Here is a 19,573-nt window from a genome sequence, read left to right on the forward strand (position 1 = left end):
GACGAATCACGTCCCAGCCCTCCTTACTGTTCATTGCAGCCGGTGAGCTGCCTCAGGCGTCGAGTTTCTTCCTGCGGACTGCGGCCACTGCAGCGCCGCCGGCGACGATGAGCGCCAGAGCTGCTGCCACGATGTTGAGCGCCTCGAAGCCGGTGCGGGGCAGGTCCCCACCATCTTTCGAACCGTTCGCATCCGATCCGCTTCCATCGGCGTCGGCTCCGCTGCCGTCAGCATCCGCCGAGGTGGACCCCGAAGTGCTCGCATCTCCGCCGTCGGCGCTCCCGTTCGAGCCGGAACCGTCGGCACTGCCACTGGAGTCCGAACCGCCGTTCGAGCCGGAACCGCCGTCGTCACCGCCAGACGCATTCGCGTCGTCGTTGACTGTGGCGGTTGCCTCGTATTTGTGGCTGACCGGAAGTGGGTTGTTGTCCCACCATTCGGCGTCGCCAGCCTGGAGACTCGTTGTCACGGTCACCTTGTCGTGAGCATTGTTTGGAGCAGTGATGGTGATCCGTGTCTCGGACTTTCCGGCCGGGATTGAAACAGGGGGGAGGGTCGTCGCGACCGCGTTCGCCTCGACCTCGGGAATGACGGCATCGGCCGACTTCGCTGACTCAGACTTGGCTGACTCAGACTTCGCTGCCTTCGAGCTGGCTGCCTGACCGGACCCCGCGACGTTCACGGTGTAGCCTTCGGGCACATCGACGGACACGTCCACCGGACCGTCCACCTTCTCCTTCGCATCGGTGCTCAGCACGAAGTCCTTGGTCTCGCCGGGCTTGATGCCTCCGCTCGGGGCTTTGAAGTCGACCTTGAGCTTCTTGCCGTCGATGACGTCGAGAGCCGCATCGACCTGGCGCTCGGACTTATCCGGGGCGACCGGGGTGTTCTTCTTGAAGTAGTTCTCCCAGGTCTCGAAGTCCGTGAGGCCCGAGAGCTCGAACTTTCCCTTGGCGAAGGAGGAGAAATCGTCTCCACCCGCGGCCAGGAAGCTCAGCGTCGCGACGCGGTATTCCTTCTTCGGGTCGATATCCTTGCCATGGACCTTGACTGACTCCACATGTTCGCCCTTCTTGGCATCCTCGTCATAGACGACGTCGAGGTCGTCTGAGATTCCCAGGTGCAGGAACGGACGCGAGGCCGTTTCCGGCTGCCACTGCTCTTCGAACAGTCCGATGACATCGGCACCCTTCATCGTCACGACCCCGTGGTCATTGGCGAAGGGCAGGACACCGCTGAGTTCAGCCACAGTGACTTCGCATTTGTCCTCTTCGTTGTACTGATCGTCGCATTTGAGGTCGGTGCGCAGACCGCCAGGGTTGGTGATGCCGAAGTCAGCCTTTTCAAGCTGGGTATCGTCGACTCCGTCCCTCAGCGCATCTGCAACGAGGTTGCCCAGAGTGGACTCCGCACCGCGGTCCTCTTTGCCGTCTTTCTCAGCCCGGGTGATGTCCTCGGTGATAGATCCTGCCACCTCGGAACCGACTTCTCGAGCCTTCTCGTCAGCCTCGGCGATGATCTTCGCGACCTCGTTGACGACCGGTGAGTCGAACTGCTTGTCCTTCGTCGACAACAGCTCGGACTTCTCCGTCGTCCAGTTTCCGTCGGCATCCGACTCGAGCTGAACCTGTCCGACGACCGAACCGTAGCTGCCTGCTTCGAGCACCGGACGGGTGCGATCGGACTCGCCCGGCACGGGGGCTTCAAACGAGTACGGCAGGTGCGTGTGGCCGGTGAAGAGGACATCGACGGAGGCGTCTGCCTGTGTGACGAGCTTCTTGAACTCCGCATTCGAGGCTTCAGCCTCACCCAGACTGTCGGTGTTCGAGGCCCCGAGGTGGGCCTCGACGACCGTCATGTCCGGCTGCTGGTCGACGGGCAGGTCCTCGATCTCACCGGCGACGCGGTTAACGGCATCCGTGGGATCACCGAATTCGAGGTCCGCGATTCCTGTGGGAGAGACCAGGGACTTCGTGTCCTTGGTGACGACGCCGATGACGGCGATCTTCACGCCGCCGACGTCGATCGTGGTGTAGTCGTCGAGTCCGTCGACCACATTGGTGGTGCCTTTGTCGTAGACGTTGGCAGCGAGGTAGGGGAAGTCCGCCTCGTCGGAGACCCGACCTGTCAGGTCGTCGATGCCTTGGTCGAACTCGTGGTTGCCGACCGCTGAAGCCTCGACGCCGATCGCGTTGAGCACGTCGAGAGTCGGCGTGTCCTGCTGAGAGGAGGAGACGTAGGTCGACGCACCGATGTTGTCACCGGCAGACAGGAATCCAGTGCCAGCAGTGCCGGCTTGCTTCGCGTAGTTCGCGCGCTCCTCTTCGACGACGGAGGCCACCTGGGTGCCCGCTTCATCGAGGCGCCCGTGGAAGTCGGTGATGTTGAGCAGCTGGACCTTCGTGCCCTCGACCGCGGCATGCGCGGAGGCCTTGCCCTCTGTGGAATCCGACTTCTTCGGCTCGGATTCGCCCACGGCGTCTTTGCCGGCAGCTGAGCCTGAGTCGGTTGACGATGGGGCGGGAGTGCCTGCTTCGGAGGGTGCTTCCTTGACGGAATCACCGCCCAACGACGGTGCGGCGGCGACGGGAGCGATGCCCGGCAGAGTCAGCATTGACACTGCAGCTCCGGTCGCGAGCATCTTGGTCACAAGGGTCGACATGTATTCAGTTCCTTCAATTGGGACGTCCACTGCACAGCAGCCGTGCATCAGGATGAGAATCGATCACATTCATCCTGCAGTGCCTAAGCGAACGGTGAGTTACCTACACGTGAATGTACACAGGATTTTCACAACTGGGAAGAGGGGTTCTCACAAAAAGGCAGCAGATATCATCGCCCATCACGACAAGGAACCTGGTGAAGCGATGAGGCAAGGAACCTGACCGTTGCCGTTTCAGACCGGTGCCGCCGACTGTCGGAGCCGGTGCCGCCGACTGTCGGCGCCGGTGCCGCCGACTGTCGGCGCCCGTACCGGCGTCTGTCGGCGCCCGTGCCAGCGACTACTCACAGTCCGGTCGTCGGCTGACAGGAATCGGCTATTCGGTATCCCTGCGGGCCATCGTCTGGGCCGCTCGGCTGGCGTAGAACTCGGCCTCGGGATAGCCGACCTCGGTGAGGACAAGACCGTGAGCAGGCGTGACGAACATCGGCGTACCGGGCTCGATGCCGGCGTCCGCCTCGGCGAGGAGTTCTGCGGGCCGGGTCACGGGCCAGGTCCCGGCACCCACCTTGATCAGTCCGCCCACAAGGGCACGGACCATGTGGTGGCAGAACGCGTCGGCGCGCAGGTCGATCGTGATCACAGCCTCTTGGTCGCGGGCGACGTCGAGGGTGAAGAGTGTCCGGATGGTCGTCGCACCTTCCCGGGGCTTGCAGAAGGGAAGGAAATCGTGGAGCCCCCGAGCCTCACGTGCTGCTTCGGCCATCGCCTCGGCGTCGAGTTCGCCTTTGTGCCGGGGGGTGACAGCGGTGAGCAGCGGATCGATGAACGACCGATAGTCGGCCAGACGGTACTGGTAGGAGCGCCACAGAGCGGAGAACCGGGCATCGAAGTCTTCGGGCACCTCGCTCACGGCATGGATGACGATGTCGTCGGTGTCATCGACGGTGAGCACCCCGCGCAGCCGGGACAGCAGCGCCGCCTCGGCGGATCGCGACGCACGGCCGATGAGCTTCTCGACGCTTTCCGTCGACAGATCGATGTGGACGACCTGGCGTCTGGCGTGGACTCCGGCGTCGGTGCGACCGGCGACGACGGTGGGCACCTCCTCGGCACCGGTGATCCGCGTCAGTCCCGCCTCCAGCGAGCTCTGGACCGTGCGCAGACCCGGCTGCTTCGCCCAGCCGTGGAAGTCGGTGCCCCGATATCCGAGGTCGATGCGGAAGCGCGTCATGATTCGACCGTTTCAGCCTCAGCGAAGGGTTCGCGTGCTTTGAACACCCTTTGGAACAGGCGGGAGAGCGACCTCCGACGCTGCCGGTGATAGTGCTCGACATTCGTGTTGTAGATGCGCGAACCCGCCAGGATGCGATCGGACAAGACACCCAGCTGACCGTGCAGGAGCTGGACTGTGGTGTCGAGTTCCTCGCGGGCGCCGTCTCGCATCGTCAGCGTCGAATCGGTGGCCAGCGTTCTATCCGATAGCGTGCCCGGGATCAGCGCCGCATCGTCGATGGCGTTGGTCAGAGCGCACTCTGCGGCGGCTCCACGGCGACCGAACGGCGCCCGCTCGGCAGAGGCCAGCGCGAGTTCAACGGTGCTGAAGTCGGTCGCGGTGATCTGCTTGAGGGTTCCGATGTACGCAGGCACCAGAGCGTGCCGAGCGCGGAGTTCGACGACGAGCTGGCGTTTGGCCTCGTCGCAGAGCGAGCGCGCCATGGACAGCTGATTGAACCGGATGATCGTCAGGACCAGGGCGAGGACGACGAGTACGGCAAGTGCACATGCCGTCACGATGAACCAACCCATCGACGACTCCCCCTTTTTTTCTGCTGGCATTCCGCCCCTCGAGTTTACGCGGGGTTCAGGCTCGTCGCGAACAGGTCAGCCTCTCGTCACTGAGACGGCGGTGCTGCGTCACGATTTCGACCAAACGTCCCCGACTGGTCGCCTCGACGTCGCCGCGGCTTCACCCGGGAGGCGTGGACTGGGTCCTGTGAGAGTAGCGATCATTGCAGAATCCTTCCTCCCCAATATGAATGGGGTCACCCACTCACTCCTGCGGGTCCTCGACCATCTGGCCGACCGCGGCGATGAGGTTCTCGTCATCGCCCCGGGCACCCGCCGCGACGGTCCGAAAGAGGTCGCCGGTGCCCGTATCGTCCGTGTTCCCTCGATCGCTCTGCCGAAGTATCGGCGAGTGCGGGTCGCGCCTGGCGGGGTGACTCGCATCCGGCGACTTCTGCAGAGGTTCGCCCCCGACGTCGTCCATCTGGCGAGTCCCTTCGTCCTCGGGTGGCGCGGAGTGCTCGCTGCCCAGAGCCTCGACCTCCCGACCGTGGCCATCTACCAGACCGAGGTTCCCGCCTACGCCGCTCGCTATGGGATGCACGGGATCGAGGCGATGCTGTGGTCGCATGTGCGCAACATCCACCAGCATGCGTCCCTGACCTTGGCACCGTCGTCGTACACGATCGAGCAGCTTCGCACACTCGGTGTCGCCGAGGTGGATCTGTGGGCCCGCGGGGTCGATTCCTCCCGCTTCGATCCGAGCCACCGGTCCGAGGCGTGGCGGAGGTCCGTGACCGGGGACCGGAGTGCCGGGGGTTGGAGCGCCGGGGATCGGAGTGCCGAGGGTCAAAGTGCTAGCGATCGGAGTGCCGGCGGGAAGAAGATCATCGGATACGTCGGGCGTCTCGCAGCTGAGAAGCAGGTCGAGGATCTTGCCGTGCTCAGCGACATTCCTAATGCGAAGCTCGTCATCGTCGGTGATGGCCCGTGGCGGGTCAAGCTCGAGCGGATGCTTCCCGACGCGCACTTCACCGGCTTTCTCGGCGGCGACGCCCTGGCGCAGGCCGTCGCTAGCTTCGACGTCATGGTCGCTCCGGGTGAGCTCGAGACCTTCTGCCAGACCATCCAAGAGGCCATGGCTTCCGAGGTTCCAGTCATCGCTCCTGCCCGAGGCGGTCCCCTCGACCTCGTCGACTCTTCCCGCACCGGATGGCTCTACACCCCGAAAGATCTCTCTGCGATGCGTGCGCACGCCGTCGATCTCCTGGGTGATGAGGCCAAGCGCCGAGCCTTCGGCATCGCCGGGCGCCAGCAGGTGCTCAGCCGAACCTGGAAGAGCGTGTGCTCACAGCTCATCGGGCACTACTCACGAGCAATCGAGAGCCCGGCACCGCAGGTCCTCGGCCGCACCTTCGCGACTGCCCCGCGATACCACCTCGAGGACTACACTCCGCGATAGACCGCCGGCAGCAGCGACATTCGTCGAGAGCAGACCTCAGCGTCGAGAGCAGACACCCGGCACTCGGCTCTCGACGCTGCGGTCGGCTTTCGATGAGAGCGGCTCAGGCCTGCGCGGCCCAATCATCCACGGTGAGGACTGTCGCCTGCTTCGGGAAGACCTTCTCCATCAGCACGCGATGGACTTCTTCGTCGCGGTCAGCGCAGGCGTCGGAGAGCACGGTCAGCCGGAAGTCCATGTCCGCGGCCTGGCGGATGGTCGAGAGGACCACGCCGCTGGTGGTCACGCCTGCGAGGATGAGAGTGTTCGCCCCATAGCCGCGCAGGAGAACTTCGAGGTCGCTGCCGGTGAAGGCGCTGATGCGGCGTTTGGTCACGATCGGCTCGGACTCGTGGCGATTGAGCATGTCGTGGATGCTCGTCGAGGCATGAGCCTGATCGAGGTCCCCATGGGCCGCGATCTGCGCGAAGGATGACTCACTCGCCAGCTCCGGCGCTCCTTCCCGCAGCGCCACTCGCACCCACACGACAGGAATGTTCTTCTGCCGAGCAGCGGCGACTGCATCCCGAGCGCGCTCGAGGACCCCGGTCTTAGTGAAGGCGTCGCTGCCGGCGATGCCGTTCTGGAAGTCCATCGCGAGCATGACGGACCGCTCGGGGGTGGTGCGAGCGTCTGAGGACGAGGTGGTGGGCGTCGCGGATGCAGTCACTGTGGCTCCTTCACGAATCGGCGGCACTGCCTGCCGCAGTGCTGTTCAACGGTTCTCTGCCGACGATACTCCCGCCCGACAGGAGCAGCTCTCTGCTGATTCTGCGCAGCTCTTCAGCGTGTGAACAGAATGCCGTTAGTAGTCGAAGGCACGAAATCTCGGGACATAATTGCCGAGCGGTAGCGGGGAATATACAGGTTGTATCACCATGAATCTCACACTGGTCACCCTTCGCCGAAAGCACGTCGGGTGCTGTTGCGCCTCGTCGTAGCAACCACAACGGCAATACTGCTGTCCCGGACGAACGGAATCCAACTACGGGAGCCAAGAAAATCATCGACGTGCAGTTGGTCGATGACATCGAATTTGAGAACGTACGTCCAATCCCCGGCTACCCGTACCGCGTATTTGATTGCTTCATCAGCTTCAAGTGCATGGGAAGCCTCAGCGATATCTGAATCGCGAACGCGTAACCACATGATGATTTCCGTATCCAGCCCCAGGTGCAGAGGGGCGACTACTGCGCGTATCTGAAGTCGTCCATCTCGTCGCATCCGATCGAGCCTACGTCTGACAGTTGCAACCGAGGTGCCCACTTGGCGCGCGATTTCGTCGTAACTCTGACGGCCGTCCTCTTGCAGAACCTTTCGTATAGCCGCGTCTTCTCCAGCAAGATCGATCTCATAACCGAGCTTGAGTGCTGCTGACTGCGGAGAGGTATCCATGAGCATCTGCCGCTGCCCCGATGTGAGGACGCCAGGTCTCCATATCCTGGCAGTCCGCAAATAGCTCAGGACAGGATATGCCTGCCACTGCGCAATTCCGGGTATGGCGGGCATCTCGTCGAGCAGAAATTCCTCTTGGCCAGCTGGCGACACACCGACTGCACCAACGATGTCACTCGTTCCCGTAGTCAGATGAACCCACATAGAAGTTTCAAGTTTCCCTAATGCAAGAGAAGCCATTCTGGTCTGACCGAGCCCACTCTTGACGGAGAGAACGAAACCGTGAGCTGGAACATTGAATGCGACGATGCGGACCGTTCCGCTCTTAAGCATGGCGTTGCCGCGTCGGGCTACAGTCCGCTCGTTCTCATCGATCGCTTCCGCAATTCGTTGCCACGAGGCACGGCCATCGATATGTAACGCCTCGAGAATCTTCTGATTTGTATGATTTTCAGTCATTGGCCACCACCTCTATGCCATTATTCGCCACTGTTGTGTCTGATATCACCATTGTGCTGGACATCGTTGACCTCGAGATTTCCTGGCTGAATACTGGACGAATCCTCCACAAAAGTGACATGTGCCAAAGACGGGAAGTTCACATGGGCGGTTTCCTCCTACGCAGGGCTGCGGCGCTGATACCAGTATTGATAGTGGTTGCGATTGTCACTTTTCTCCTCATCCACCTGATGCCGGGTGATGCCGCCGCTGTGATGCTAGGACCGGAGGCAACACCGCAACAGGTCGAGACATTGCGCGAGAGTCTGGGACTGAACCAGCCCCTCTACATCCAGTTCTTCACGTGGGTTGGCAATGCGCTTCAGGGCGATCTAGGCCAATCGTTTTTCATCGGTCTTCCCGTCATATCGGTAATCCAAGCAGCGCTGGCGCCTACAATCAACTTGGCGATTTTTGCCGAAATCTTTGCGATTCTTGTGGGCGTGCCAGCGGGAATAATCGCCGCGCGAAAGCAGGGAACGGGCACCGACCAGGCCGTAATGGTCGGCGCTCTCCTCGGAATCTCTGTTCCGAGCTTTCTCCTCGGCCTGTTCCTCATGCTTATCTTCGCCGTGCTTTTAGGTTGGCTACCAGTCGCGGGCTATTCGCCACTCGAAGACGGTGTATTCGAAACGTTGAGATATCTTCTTCTTCCGGCAATAGCACTCGGGAGTATGCAAGCGGCACTCATCGCCCGAATGACACGCACCAGCATGCTCGAGACACTCTCGAAGCCCTATTTGAAAACCGCAAAAGCCAAGGGACTGTCGGGCAACCGCATTATCTACAAGCACGCACTGAAAAACGCTGCCATGCCCATCCTGACAACGATCGGACAAACTCTGGGCACCCTGGTTGCTGGAGCTGCGGTAGTTGAGACAGTGTTCAATGTTCCAGGCATCGGTCAGCTGATAGTCAATTCGATCGAACGACGCGACATCGTCGTCATACAAGGGGTCATCCTTCTCATTGCAGTCTCCTATGTCCTCATCAATTTTCTCGTCGACGTTCTTTACAGTGTCCTCGACCCACGCGTTCGATTCTCCTGAGGTGAACCGGCTATGACAGACACAATGACGGTCGGTTCACTCAACCGAATCAACAAAACCTACTCGCGGCGATCAATGTTTCTGCGACGCTTCGGCGCACATAAATTGGCTGTGACTGGCGGTATAGTTCTCGCGGTTGTCGTACTTGTCGCACTCATCGGGCCGCTTCTGGCTGGCGACCCACTCGCGCTCAACCCTTCGCAGCGACTCGCATCACCGAGTTTCGAGCATCCTTTCGGAACCGACAATTATGGACGCGACACATTTGCTCGTGCCGTGGCCGGGGCCCGAGTTTCGCTACTTGTCGGAGCAGTTACTGCAATCATCACGTCGGTTCTCGGTGCGATCGTGGGATTGTTCGCGTCGTACAACCGAATTGCGGACGCCATCCTCATGCGTATCTCAGACGGCTTGATGGCTTTTCCTGCGATCCTTTTGGCAATAGCCATCATGGCAGCGATGGGGCAGCGGATATCAAATGTCATCATCGCTCTGAGCATCGTCTTTACCCCATATGTCGCAAGAATCGTGCGATCGGCTGCGCTTGTGGCCAAAGAACAAACTTACGTGGAAGCGCTCCGTTCACAAGGCGCGTCTCTCTTCCGCATACTGTGGATCAATATTTTTCCGAACATTCTCTCGCCGCTAATCATTCAAGCGACATTCGTCTTTGCTGATTCGATCATCACCGAAGCTGCATTGAGCTTCCTGGGGGCAGGCGTTCCGCCCCCAGCACCGAGCTGGGGAAACATGCTCCTTGACGGCAAGACACTCATCTACAACGCATGGTGGATGACTGTCTTCCCAGGAGCCTTCATTATGTCAACAATCCTGGCTGTCAATCTTCTTGGCGATGGTCTCAGAGATCTCCTGGACCCGACCTTCAACCGCAGAAAGTGAGCCACACAATGACGAATCTGTTGGAAGTTGTCGATCTCAGAACCAGCTTCGACACTGAACGCGGTACCGTTACTGCGGTCGACGGCGCTTCTTTCACGGTTGCCCCGGGAGAAGTCGTCGGAATCGTCGGCGAATCCGGATGCGGCAAGAGTGTGACAGCGGAATCTATCCTGCAACTTCTGGACCCTGCATCCACCACCTATTCAGGCCAGGTACGGTTCGGAGGCGAGGATCTGCTCACGTTCGGTGAGACGGCTATGCGCAGGATTCGCGGCAACAGGATTTCCATGATCTTCCAGGATCCGATGAGTGCACTCAATCCCGTCTTCACGATCGGCGATCAGCTCACTGAGGCAATCCTCGCGCACCGGCGAATCGGTAAACAACGTGCGCGATCAGAAGCTACCGAGCTCTTGGAAAAGACTGGAATCCCGGAACCGCAGCGACGTATGCGGCAGTATCCTCACCAGCTTTCAGGCGGACAGCGGCAGCGGGTGATGATTGCCATGGCCCTCTCCTGTGATCCTGAGCTGCTTATCGCAGACGAGCCAACGACGGCTCTCGATGTCACCACTCAGTCACAAATTCTCAAGCTGCTCATTGAACTCAAAGATGAATTTGATGCTGGCATTCTCTTCATCACGCACGATCTAGGTGTTGTGGCAGAGATCTGCGACCGAGTTGTAGTCATGTACTTGGGCGAAGTTGTCGAATCTGCAAACGTACATACGCTCTTCGACTCCCCCGCGCACCCATATACGCGGGGTTTGTTGGCATCGACTCCGGATATTGCATCAGACCCGAGCATAGATCTTCCGATCATTCCAGGCACTGTGCCAACTTTGCATAATGTGCCAGTAGGGTGCCGATTCGCCGACCGTTGTTCCTTTGTACTGCCGGAATGTCGCGACCGTCCAATCGATTTGGAAGTGCTGTCTGACGGCCATTCTTCTCGGTGTATACGCAGCGTCAAATTATTCGAAGATTCCGCAATGTCGGACGGAGTCGCCCGATGAACGACGACCACACCGTGCTTGAAGCGCGAAATCTGTCCAAGACCTTCTCATCCCGGTCGTTGTTGGGGCGCACCACCTCCGAGACCCGGGCAGTGGATCACGTCAGTCTGTCTCTGACCGCGGGAAAGACCTATGCCCTTGTCGGGGAATCAGGGTCGGGTAAATCGACCACGGGTCGTCTCCTCCAAGGCCTTATCTCCCCAAGCGCGGGGGAAGTCACGATCAGAGCCTCCAACGGCTCAACATCGGTTCAGAGCATTTCACGAGCCAATCGAGATGTGCAGATGATCTTCCAAGATCCATATTCGTCTCTCAACCCACGACGCCGGATCCGCGGCATTCTCGAAGAGTCCCTTCGCATCATTGGTGAACGTGAGCCAGCCGTGCTTCGTTCCAAAGTTGACGAAGCCCTCGCTGCAGTCGGTTTCGGAGAAGAACACGCTCAGCGATACCCTCACGAGTTCTCAGGTGGACAACGACAGCGGATCGGCATCGCCCGTGCGCTCGTCGTTTCGCCCAAGATCATCATCTGCGACGAACCAGTATCGGCACTCGACGTCTCGATCCAGGCTCAGATTCTCAACCTGTTGCGTAAGCTTCAGGCCGAATTGGGGCTCGCGTATCTCTTCATCACCCACGACATGACCGTCGTCCGTTATCTCGCACATCGGGTCGGTGTCATGCACCGAGGAAAGATCGTCGAAGAAGCCGACACCGCTGACCTCTTCGCAAACCCTCAACACGACTACACCAAGCGCCTCTTGGCATCCGTACCGATTCACCACCCATCTCAACGAGCTGAAGCAAAGGGCAAAAACTAGTGAACATCGACAAGATCATTATTCGCAGGGCCAGCCTGGACCTCATCACCCCATTTACGACGAGTTTCTCAACACAGTCGAATCGTGACTTTCTCATAGTCGAAGCCCACTCAGGAGACCTGATCGGATACGGCGAGTGTGGAGCATTCGCGTTCCCTTACTACTCCGAGGAATACACCCCGGGCTGCCAGCTTGTCCTGAAAGACCATCTCGTTCCCTTGCTTGTTGGCACTGAGGTTTCGCACCCGGCGGAGGTGCGTACTACTTTGGCTCCGCTTAAGCGGAACAACATGGCAAAGGCTGCAGTAGAAGGAGCCATCTGGGATCTTTGGGCGAAGCACGAAGGCACGTCCCTTGCGGCGGCGATAGGCGGAACAAAACCTTCGGTAGAGGTCGGGCTCAGCGTTGGTATCAAAGGTTCAGAGTATGAGTTGGTCGAGTTCGTCTCACAAGCCGTGGACGAAGGCTTTGCGCGGATCAAGATCAAGATCAAGCCGGGCACGGATTTGTCGTATTTGAGAGCTGTTCGCAAAGAACACCCGGATGTTCCCCTCATGGCCGATGCCAACAGCGCATACACCCTGGATGACGTTGAGCACCTTCGACTGTTCGACGACCTGAACCTCATGATGATCGAGCAACCTTTGGCGCATGACGATATCGTCGACCATCGTCATCTTCAGAAAATACTTCGAACACCGATCTGTCTAGACGAAAGCATCCATTCCCTCGGCGATGCTCGCAAAGCCATTGAGCTAGGCAGCTGCCGAATCATCAATATCAAAATCGGGCGTGTAGGAGGAATCAGCGAGGCCAAAGATATTGAGGACCTGTGCCGGCGCGAAGGTATCGACGTGTGGTGTGGAGGAATGCTTGAGTCCGGCATTGGGCGCGCTCATAATCTTGCGATTGCTTCGCTTCCGGGATTCACGTTGCCAGGTGACACCGCACCTTCAGCCCGTTACTGGGATCGTGATGTCATCATTCCCGAGGTGACGATGGATCGAGGAAGCGTTCAAGTTCCAGCTGGCCCCGGCATCGGGTTTGACATCGATACTGAGCAGCTGGAAGCCATTACAACGGATATTTCTGAATTCGAAGCAACCGGTCAATGAGCATGCGGAACATTTCTGAACTGAGCTTCACTGATGCCACCGCGGTTGCGTTGAGCAATGGCGTTCGATCTGGCGATTTCACTGCAGCTGAGGTGATCACCTCACATCTGGAGAAGATCTCTGACACCAATCCGACGGTTAACGCACTCCTTGATATTCAATCAGATCGGGCACTGGCCGAGGCCTCCCGGATTGACCACTTGTCTCCGGCTGAGCGTCAGAACCTGCCGTTGGCTGGTCTGCCAGTGGCTGTCAAAGATCTCATACCTGCAGCTGGCTTTCGCCATACTCAGGGCAGTCTGATATTTGCGGAGCGAGTTGCCTCACAAGATCACGTTATCGTCCAGAGAATGAAGCAAGCTGGCGCCATTGTTGTAGCCAAATCGAACACTCCAGAATTCGGTCTCGGTTCTCACACATTCAACGGCGTTACCGGCCTTACTCGCAATCCATATTCGCTCGAGCATTCTGCCGGCGGAAGTTCCGGCGGCGCGGCCGCAGCTCTAGCCTCACGCATGCTGCCCATCGCCGACGGAAGCGACACAGGTGGGTCATTGCGGAACCCGGCTTCATTCTGCAATGTCGTCGGGTTGCGTCCATCTTTGGGAACGGTGCCAAACTCTCCTAACGGCTTTGCGTTCGGCACTCTTTCAGTCAAAGGGCCCATGGCACGCACTGTCAGAGATGCAGCTCACCTGCTAGCTTCGATGGTAGGTTTCTCGATTACTGACCCTTACTCCTATGCTGCAGATGCCAGCGTGCTTCACGAGGTGGCGCAGTCAGCGCAAGGCTCAATGATGGGCGACTCGCACATCACTGCGGCCTGCACCCTTGATTTCTCCGGAATGTATCCGGTCTCCAACGAAGTCAGATCCATCTTTGAGAGCGCAATTTCGCAGTTGAACGCAAGTGACTTCAGAGTTGTCAATTCCCATCCTGAGCTGCCTGTAGCGAAAGATTCATTTCGAGTATTGCGAGGATTGCAGATGCTCGCCACCCTAGGGCCGCTCGCCACTGAGCACAGCGAACATATGAAGAACGACGCTCTGTGGAACGTGCAAGCCGGCCGGGAAGTCACCGGCGAAGACGCCGCATCGGCGATGCGGAGTCAGGCACAAACGTGGTCGTCGATGGCCGAATTTCTCGAAAAGGTCGATGTACTCATCACGCCGACTGTACAAGTTCCACCATTCGACGCCCGTCTCCGATATCCCCGGGAAATCGATGGCACACAAATGTCAGACTATCTCGACTGGATGACACTTCCGAGCATCATCACAGCATCGAATCACCCCGCGATTTCGGTCCCAGTCGGCTTCACCTCTGCAGGCCTCCCTGTCGGAATTCAGCTGGTGGGACGGTTTCGCGACGAGGCCCGGCTCTTGGAGATCGCTAAACGGGTTGAGGACCGCATTGGTTCATGGAGCATCACCCCCACAATCGACACCGCGACCACACTCGACCGGTTTCCGGATATTCGATGACAAGCCCTCGGAAGGAAGTCTTTTCATGACAACACAGTGCCAGGTCCTCATCACAGGCGGTCGCGTGGTGGATCCGCGTCACGAAGTCGACGAAGTGCTCACTGTGGGCATCACCGACGGTCGAATAGTTCACGTGGGCAAATATGCCATTCCTGCAGAACGCACAATCGACGCTGACGGACTTATCGTCGCCCCCGGGTTTGTTGACCTGCACTCACATGCGCAGAATCCGATAGGTCACCTACTCCAGGCACACGATGGTGTGACAACGAGTTTGGAGCTTGAGTGCGGTGCGACCCCCTTTCTGCATGCTCTTGATGCCGCAGAATACGAAGGGCGTGTCCTCAACTATGGATATTCAGCTTCTTGGCTTCTCGCCCGAATGATCGTCATGGAGGGCATGAACCCCTCTGAGATCAATGCCCTTCCAACACTTCCCCTCGACGCCTTTGGCGAGTTGCAGACCAGTCGAGACTGGCCGAACCCATCATCACCCGAACAACAGCAAGCCATCATCGATTTGATCGCCGAACAACTCGATGATGGAGCGATCGGAATCGGAGTACTCCTCGGCTATGCTCCGAAAGTTTCCGCAGCGGAACTCAAAGCGCTCGCAGAGCTGGCAGTGTCGCGAAATACTACTCTGTTTGTCCACGCTCGCTTCGGCTCTGGAATCCCTGGACATCCTGCGCATGAGTCGGTTGAAGAGTTGATCGAGCTGAGCAAGCTTACTGGGGTACGAATCCACATCTGCCATTTCGCGAGTTCCAATGCGGACGGGAGCGACGAATCGGGTCAACTGCTGCTGGAAGCAATCAATCGAGGTGTCTCCATCACTACAGAGTCGTATCCATTCGAATTCGCCTCAACGGTGATCGGAGCGGACTTCCTCGCACCGGAAATTCTCGAAGGCAACGGAACACCAGCTTCAACGATCACCTACCTTCCACGTTCAGAAGTGGTCGTTTCATACGAGCGGCTCGCGGAACTGCGACATCAGGACCCGGGCGGGCTTTGCCTGATCCAATACTACGGAGACGATCAACAAGTTGGAGTCGACCAACTCCTGAAGGCATTGTCTTTCCCCGGAGCCGCGTTCGCCTCTGACGCAATGCCTCTGACAACGGTCGGTTCCACCGGATCAGAAACCACATTGCCTACAACACTTCCTGTCCCGGAGGGTTTCGCCGCTCACCCGAGAAGCAGCTCCTGCTTCATTCGCGCGCTGACATGGTTGCATCGAGATACCGGGTTAATGAACCTCAGTGAAGTGATCTCACGTTCTAGTGACATACCAGCCAGGATTCTCAGCAATTGTGCTCCCGTATTCAACGACAAGGGTCACCTCGGAGTGGGGTCCGATGCCGACATCGTCATCTTTGACCTCGATTCAGCAATGCCCCGGACTAACCCTGCTCCTGTTGAACCGGCAATCGGAGTCGTACATCTCTTCGTCAATGGTGAACTGCTCGTCGAGAACGGAACTTTACAAGCGATATCTCCCGGGAAGGCTCTACTCAACGGAGCTACCACGACTCAGCGAGGAGTACACGGATGAAAAAGCTACTCCTCTGCGCCATCCTTGTACTGATATTTCCCTTGACCGCGTGCACCGGTGGTGGCCTCGGAGATGCTCAACGCGGCCAGGGCAACAACTTTATTGTCGCTTGGAATGCACAGCCACCTACTCTCGATCCACTCATGACCACGTCAACCGCTACGCGAGACATTTCACGCAACTTCTTCGAACCGCTCATCACCTTGGATGCTGACAATAAAGTCAAACCAGTTCTGGCGAAATCGTTTTCCTTCTCGGACGACGGAACTCTCATCAGTTTCACCCTTCGCGAGAATGTGAAATTCCACGACGGATCAACGATGGAGGCAACAGACGTCGTCGCCTCGCTCAAGGCTTGGATTGCAAAGGCTTCCGTCGGGCAACAATTCTTCTCCGACGCGAAGGTGTATTCACCTGTGAAGAACAAGGTCGAGGTCAAACTTCCCGAACCGCTCTTCATCGCACTCTCTTTACTTGCTGACCAAGGGCAACTTCCCGCGATCCAGCCAAAGGAAGTTCTCGATGCTGCTGGTGCGGACCCAGTCGAAAAGTTCATTGGGACTGGACCTTATACGATGGAAAAATGGGACACTGACCAATACGTTCAGTTGAAACGATTCGACGGTTATGTGTCTCCGACTGGACCTCCGAGCGGAACTGCAGGCAAGAAGAATGCAGCTTTCGACAACATGTTTTTCTATTTCGTCAATGATCCTTCCACTCGAATGTCCGGATTGCAGACTGGCGAGTACGACGCCGCAAATGCTCTTCCGCCGGACAATATCGACATGCTCGAAAGCGATGAGAACATCTCCGTGGTGACGGGCGACAACGGATTCAATGCCGCAGTTTTCAATAAAAAGACTGGTGTGATGTCGAACCCTGATATGCGTCAGGCCGTTCTCGCCGCAACGAACATCGATGACATTCAGAAGGCCGCATTTTCTCAGGAAAAGCTCTATGACACCAATGGCGCGCTGATGCCCAAAACTTCGGAATGGTATTCGACCGAGGGACTCGCCTCATATAACCACCAAGATCGTGACAAAGTTGCCGAGCTGCTCAAGAAGGCTGACTACAACGGTGAAGAGGTACGGATTCTCACCTCACGAGAGTACGAAGAACACTACAACAACGCGGTGGTGATGAATCAAGAGCTCAACGAAGTGGGCATCAACGCCCGCCTCATTGTCACCGACTGGGCTACAGTTCTCCAGAATCGAACCGATGATACAAGCTATGAAATCTTCATCACTGGATTTTCACCAACGTCGACGCCTCTGACCCAGGTGTTCTTCGACCCTGTCTGGCCCGGCTGGACGGAGAGCCCGGAGATCCAAAATGCCTTCGACCGGATTGTCAATGCCCCAAGTACGGACAAAGCTGTGTCCGCAAAAGATGATCTGCAGAAGGCCTACTTCGACTATCTCCCAGTACTCAAATTCGGAGGAAGAACAACGACTACTGGAATCAGATCAGGCTTCACTGGCCATGAGTTCACAGCTATCTCAGGTGACATCTTCTACAACGTCCACCCCGATCACCAGTAGATTCTTTTCCAAGACTCAGTCGACGATGCCGCGGGCATCGAGGGCCCGGCCCGTGTCCTGCGCGTACTTCACCGACCGCAGGATCGCGGGGACAACTCTGGCCTTGATGCTCGAGTCGAGGCCCCGGGCTCTGGCCGCACGCTCCGCCTCACCGAGCAGTCCGGAGATGTGGGAGATCGCGCGAACCATCAGGCTTGCAGTCAAGGCGATCGCGGCCGGGTCAGCACCGACGAAACGCAGCGGAGAGACGATCACCGTGAAGGTGTCGAGCAGCTGGGCCACGGTCGTCGTCAGCGTCAGCATCATCGCCGCCTGCACACACGCGAACACTGTCCCGCCCACGGTCAGGCCTGCAGTCAGCGATCCGAAGAAGAACTGCATAGCGATGACGATGATGACCAGAACACCGGCATAGATCCAGGTCCGAACGAAATGACGCGGTCGCAGCTTCGCCGTGAACCCGAGGACGACCAGGACGGCGAACATCGACCAGTTCACGACCGGGTCACGGAACACGAGCGCCACGATGCCGATGAGTGCGATGGCTGTGAGTTTGAGACCGGTCGGAGTCCTGTGCAGCCAACCAGGTGTGTGTGCGACCTTCCCGAACAGCTGTGGCCGCGGCCGGATTCCAGCACGCGGCCGGATTCCAGCACGTCGCCGGATTCCAGCCGGTCGTCGAGCGGCAGCGGCTCCCGGGTCGCCGCCGTCGGATGCTCGGCTCATGACGAGTCGCTCATGATCAGTCGGCGGTACTCAGCAACCGCCTCGGCGGGAGTGGCGTCACAGATGATGCGTCCGTCGTCGACGACGAGGGCACGGTCGGCGAGTTCTGCGAACTCCAGGTCGTGGGTAGAGAAGATCACTCGAACTCCGCGGCGATCGACGAGGTCCTCGAGGCACAGCCGCAGCTTTTCTCGATTCCGCAGGTCGAGCAGTGTCGTCGGCTCGTCGAGCACGAGGATCTGCGGGTCGACGGCGAGGACTGCGGCAAGCGCCACGAGCTGACGCTGACCGCCGGAGAGTTCGTAGACGCTGCGCTCAGCAAGATCGGCGATGCCGAGTTCGTCGAGCACTGCCAGCGCGGCATCCCGTCGTTCGGCCTTGGGAACGCGCTTGCGCAGGGAGAGCTCGATGTCTTCGAGCGGGGTCGGCATGACCAACTGGGCTGCCGGATCGGTGAAGACGAACCCCACGCGTGAGCGCACCTGCCCGGGCTGTGCCATCGGGTCGAGCCCGTCGATGAGCACCTGCCCTGAGTTCGCCGTGACCAACCCGTTGAACAGTTGCAGCAGTGTCGACTTCCCGGATCCGTTGGCTCCGATGATCGCGATCTTCGGCTCGGTCAGGGCGAGGTCGACGGCGGTGAGGATCGGCCGGTAGACGTCACCGGTGGGGGTGTCGTCGAGGACTCCCACAGAGACGTCCGTGAAGCGGATCGCCTGCTCCCCCGGAGCCGCACTCACACCCTTCGAGGCTGCGCCGCCCTCCCCCGGCACCGAGGTTGGCCGTCGTCCGAAGATCATGGCGCAGGCGTGCCCTTGGCCGTCGAGTCCGCAGCCCCACCATTCACGGACTGAGCATTCGGAGCATGGACGGGGACACCTCGGCGGCGGAGGACATCGGGGAACGCCCGGTGGATGAGGATGGCCACAGAGACCGCGAGCACGTTCTTGATGATGTCACCGGGCCAGTACGCGAGGTCGGCGACGGCGGCCACGCCCAGCGGCAGGTGCGCGTTGATCGACATTCCGAGGATGCCGAGGGGATGGTTGAGCAGCAGGCTCGAGCCCAGGCCGCCGAGGAACAGCACGATCCATAGCTTCGATCCGCGGAAACGGCGGATGGCCCAGCGGGCGACGAAGCCGACGGCCAAGGCGTAGAGGGTGAACGACGTGATGTAGCCGGCGCTCGGGCCCGCGAGGACGCCGATGCCGCCGTTCATCCCGGAGAAGATCGGCAGGCCGATGAGTCCCAGCACGACGTAGAGCAGCACCGCACCGGCACCGCGCCACGGCCCGAGCACCAAACCGCAGAGCGCGACCGCGAAGGTCTGCAGGGTGATCGGGACGCCGGCGGGGCCGACGGGGATCGGAGGCATGATCGCGAACGCTGCCAGCAGGGCCGCGAAGACCGCGATGAGAGCGACGTCGCCAGCTCTGCTGGCTCGCACCTTCGCCGAGGCGGGGGTACCGGTATGCGCGTGTGTCATGAGTTCTCCGTTGGTTGGGTGGCC

17 protein-coding genes are annotated in these 19,573 nt (G+C 59.2%); 9 read left to right on the forward strand and 8 right to left on the reverse strand.

All coding sequences use genetic code 11. The features are described 5' to 3' along the window. Positions 1-52: 52 nt before the first annotated feature. The 3 genes from MPN20_RS06470 to MPN20_RS06480 all read right to left on the reverse strand — a co-directional run bounded on the left by MPN20_RS06470 (position 53) and on the right by MPN20_RS06480 (position 4,501). Entirely contained in the window at positions 53-2,662 is a 2,610-nt protein-coding gene (locus tag MPN20_RS06470) for a bifunctional UDP-sugar hydrolase/5'-nucleotidase (protein WP_242780649.1), read from the reverse strand. A gap of 376 nt (positions 2,663-3,038) precedes the next feature. Then, positions 3,039-3,896 carry a tRNA pseudouridine(38-40) synthase TruA gene (truA, locus tag MPN20_RS06475; RefSeq protein ID WP_242780651.1) on the reverse strand — a complete coding sequence of 286 codons (858 nt, stop codon included), beginning with the start codon at positions 3,894-3,896 and terminating at the stop codon, positions 3,039-3,041. Beyond that, the gene (locus MPN20_RS06480; protein ID WP_242780653.1) at positions 3,893-4,501 is read right to left on the reverse strand and encodes a LemA family protein; all 609 of its coding nucleotides are present in this window, start codon (positions 4,499-4,501) and stop codon (positions 3,893-3,895) included. Before MPN20_RS06480 ends, truA begins: the two co-directional genes overlap by 4 nt. Before the next feature lie 157 nt (positions 4,502-4,658). Between MPN20_RS06480 and MPN20_RS06485 the strand changes: the two genes are divergently transcribed. After that, positions 4,659-5,912, forward strand: coding sequence for a glycosyltransferase family 1 protein (locus MPN20_RS06485; protein ID WP_242780655.1), 1,254 nt, complete (start codon positions 4,659-4,661; stop codon positions 5,910-5,912). A 103-nt stretch (positions 5,913-6,015) separates the two neighbouring features. Here MPN20_RS06485 and MPN20_RS06490 read toward each other — a convergent pair whose 3' ends face one another. Both MPN20_RS06490 and MPN20_RS06495 read right to left on the reverse strand, forming a co-directional pair. Then, positions 6,016-6,621, reverse strand: a complete 606-nt coding sequence (locus MPN20_RS06490) for an isochorismatase family cysteine hydrolase (RefSeq protein WP_242780657.1) — start codon at positions 6,619-6,621, stop codon at positions 6,016-6,018. A 224-nt stretch (positions 6,622-6,845) separates the two neighbouring features. Continuing rightward, complete coding sequence (locus tag MPN20_RS06495; RefSeq protein WP_242780659.1) at positions 6,846-7,805, reverse strand: Lrp/AsnC family transcriptional regulator; 960 nt, start codon at positions 7,803-7,805, stop codon at positions 6,846-6,848. On the opposite strand from MPN20_RS06495, the gene MPN20_RS06500 reads away from it, so the two are divergent. Genes MPN20_RS06500 through MPN20_RS06535 form a run of 8 tightly spaced genes read left to right on the forward strand, consistent with a single transcriptional unit; the run spans position 7,787 to position 17,337 of the window. Further along, entirely contained in the window at positions 7,787-8,893 is a 1,107-nt protein-coding gene (locus MPN20_RS06500; RefSeq protein ID WP_242780661.1) for an ABC transporter permease, read from the forward strand. The genes MPN20_RS06495 and MPN20_RS06500 overlap by 19 nt on opposite strands. A gap of 12 nt (positions 8,894-8,905) precedes the next feature. Beyond that, positions 8,906-9,793: an ABC transporter permease gene (locus tag MPN20_RS06505; RefSeq protein ID WP_242780663.1), complete on the forward strand. Its 888-nt coding sequence runs from the start codon at positions 8,906-8,908 to the stop codon at positions 9,791-9,793. A gap of 8 nt (positions 9,794-9,801) precedes the next feature. Beyond that, positions 9,802-10,809 carry an ABC transporter ATP-binding protein gene (locus MPN20_RS06510; RefSeq protein WP_242780665.1) on the forward strand — a complete coding sequence of 336 codons (1,008 nt, stop codon included), beginning with the start codon at positions 9,802-9,804 and terminating at the stop codon, positions 10,807-10,809. Beyond that, positions 10,806-11,630, forward strand: a complete 825-nt coding sequence (locus MPN20_RS06515; protein ID WP_242780667.1) for an ATP-binding cassette domain-containing protein — start codon at positions 10,806-10,808, stop codon at positions 11,628-11,630. Before MPN20_RS06510 ends, MPN20_RS06515 begins: the two co-directional genes overlap by 4 nt. Beyond that, entirely contained in the window at positions 11,630-12,745 is a 1,116-nt protein-coding gene (menC, locus tag MPN20_RS06520; protein ID WP_242780669.1) for an o-succinylbenzoate synthase, read from the forward strand. The genes MPN20_RS06515 and menC overlap by 1 nt, the downstream gene beginning before the upstream one ends. Further along, positions 12,742-14,229 (forward strand): amidase family protein, encoded by a 1,488-nt coding sequence (locus MPN20_RS06525; protein WP_242780671.1) that lies wholly within the window; start codon positions 12,742-12,744, stop codon positions 14,227-14,229. The genes menC and MPN20_RS06525 overlap by 4 nt, the downstream gene beginning before the upstream one ends. A 25-nt stretch (positions 14,230-14,254) precedes the next feature. Continuing rightward, a complete protein-coding gene (locus MPN20_RS06530; RefSeq protein ID WP_242780673.1) occupies positions 14,255-15,787 on the forward strand; it encodes an amidohydrolase family protein in 1,533 nt (510 codons plus the stop codon). Next, positions 15,784-17,337 carry an ABC transporter substrate-binding protein gene (locus MPN20_RS06535; RefSeq protein ID WP_242780675.1) on the forward strand — a complete coding sequence of 518 codons (1,554 nt, stop codon included), beginning with the start codon at positions 15,784-15,786 and terminating at the stop codon, positions 17,335-17,337. The genes MPN20_RS06530 and MPN20_RS06535 overlap by 4 nt, the downstream gene beginning before the upstream one ends. 15 nt (positions 17,338-17,352) lie before the next feature. Here the strand turns inward: MPN20_RS06535 and MPN20_RS06540 are convergent, their stop codons facing one another. Genes MPN20_RS06540 through MPN20_RS06550 form a run of 3 tightly spaced genes read right to left on the reverse strand, consistent with a single transcriptional unit; the run spans position 17,353 to position 19,549 of the window. Continuing rightward, the gene (locus MPN20_RS06540; RefSeq protein ID WP_242780677.1) at positions 17,353-18,063 is read right to left on the reverse strand and encodes an energy-coupling factor transporter transmembrane protein EcfT; all 711 of its coding nucleotides are present in this window, start codon (positions 18,061-18,063) and stop codon (positions 17,353-17,355) included. Next, a complete protein-coding gene (locus MPN20_RS06545) occupies positions 18,060-18,863 on the reverse strand; it encodes an ABC transporter ATP-binding protein (protein WP_242780679.1) in 804 nt (267 codons plus the stop codon). Before MPN20_RS06545 ends, MPN20_RS06540 begins: the two co-directional genes overlap by 4 nt. Continuing rightward, positions 18,860-19,549 (reverse strand): biotin transporter BioY, encoded by a 690-nt coding sequence (locus MPN20_RS06550; protein WP_242780681.1) that lies wholly within the window; start codon positions 19,547-19,549, stop codon positions 18,860-18,862. The genes MPN20_RS06545 and MPN20_RS06550 overlap by 4 nt, the downstream gene beginning before the upstream one ends. Between the last annotated feature and the right edge of the window lie 24 nt (positions 19,550-19,573).

Source organism: Brevibacterium sp. ZH18, assembly GCF_022748595.1.
Classification (GTDB): Bacteria; Actinomycetota; Actinomycetes; order Actinomycetales; family Brevibacteriaceae; genus Brevibacterium.

What these genes read in the sequence shown, in the direction of transcription:
- MPN20_RS06470 (WP_242780649.1), bottom strand. Translation starts at nt 2,662, where the DNA reads ATGTCGACCCTTGTGACCAAGATGCTCGCGACCGGAGCTGCAGTGTCA.
- truA (WP_242780651.1), bottom strand. Translation starts at nt 3,896, where the DNA reads ATGACGCGCTTCCGCATCGACCTCGGATATCGGGGCACCGACTTCCAC.
- MPN20_RS06480 (WP_242780653.1), bottom strand. Translation starts at nt 4,501, where the DNA reads ATGCCAGCAGAAAAAAAGGGGGAGTCGTCGATGGGTTGGTTCATCGTG.
- MPN20_RS06495 (WP_242780659.1), bottom strand. Translation starts at nt 7,805, where the DNA reads ATGACTGAAAATCATACAAATCAGAAGATTCTCGAGGCGTTACATATC.
- MPN20_RS06505 (WP_242780663.1), top strand. Translation starts at nt 8,906, where the DNA reads ATGACAGACACAATGACGGTCGGTTCACTCAACCGAATCAACAAAACC.
- MPN20_RS06510 (WP_242780665.1), top strand. Translation starts at nt 9,802, where the DNA reads ATGACGAATCTGTTGGAAGTTGTCGATCTCAGAACCAGCTTCGACACT.
- MPN20_RS06515 (WP_242780667.1), top strand. Translation starts at nt 10,806, where the DNA reads ATGAACGACGACCACACCGTGCTTGAAGCGCGAAATCTGTCCAAGACC.
- MPN20_RS06525 (WP_242780671.1), top strand. Translation starts at nt 12,742, where the DNA reads ATGAGCATGCGGAACATTTCTGAACTGAGCTTCACTGATGCCACCGCG.
- MPN20_RS06530 (WP_242780673.1), top strand. Translation starts at nt 14,255, where the DNA reads ATGACAACACAGTGCCAGGTCCTCATCACAGGCGGTCGCGTGGTGGAT.
- MPN20_RS06535 (WP_242780675.1), top strand. Translation starts at nt 15,784, where the DNA reads ATGAAAAAGCTACTCCTCTGCGCCATCCTTGTACTGATATTTCCCTTG.
- MPN20_RS06540 (WP_242780677.1), bottom strand. Translation starts at nt 18,063, where the DNA reads ATGAGCCGAGCATCCGACGGCGGCGACCCGGGAGCCGCTGCCGCTCGA.
- MPN20_RS06545 (WP_242780679.1), bottom strand. Translation starts at nt 18,863, where the DNA reads ATGATCTTCGGACGACGGCCAACCTCGGTGCCGGGGGAGGGCGGCGCA.
- MPN20_RS06550 (WP_242780681.1), bottom strand. Translation starts at nt 19,549, where the DNA reads ATGACACACGCGCATACCGGTACCCCCGCCTCGGCGAAGGTGCGAGCC.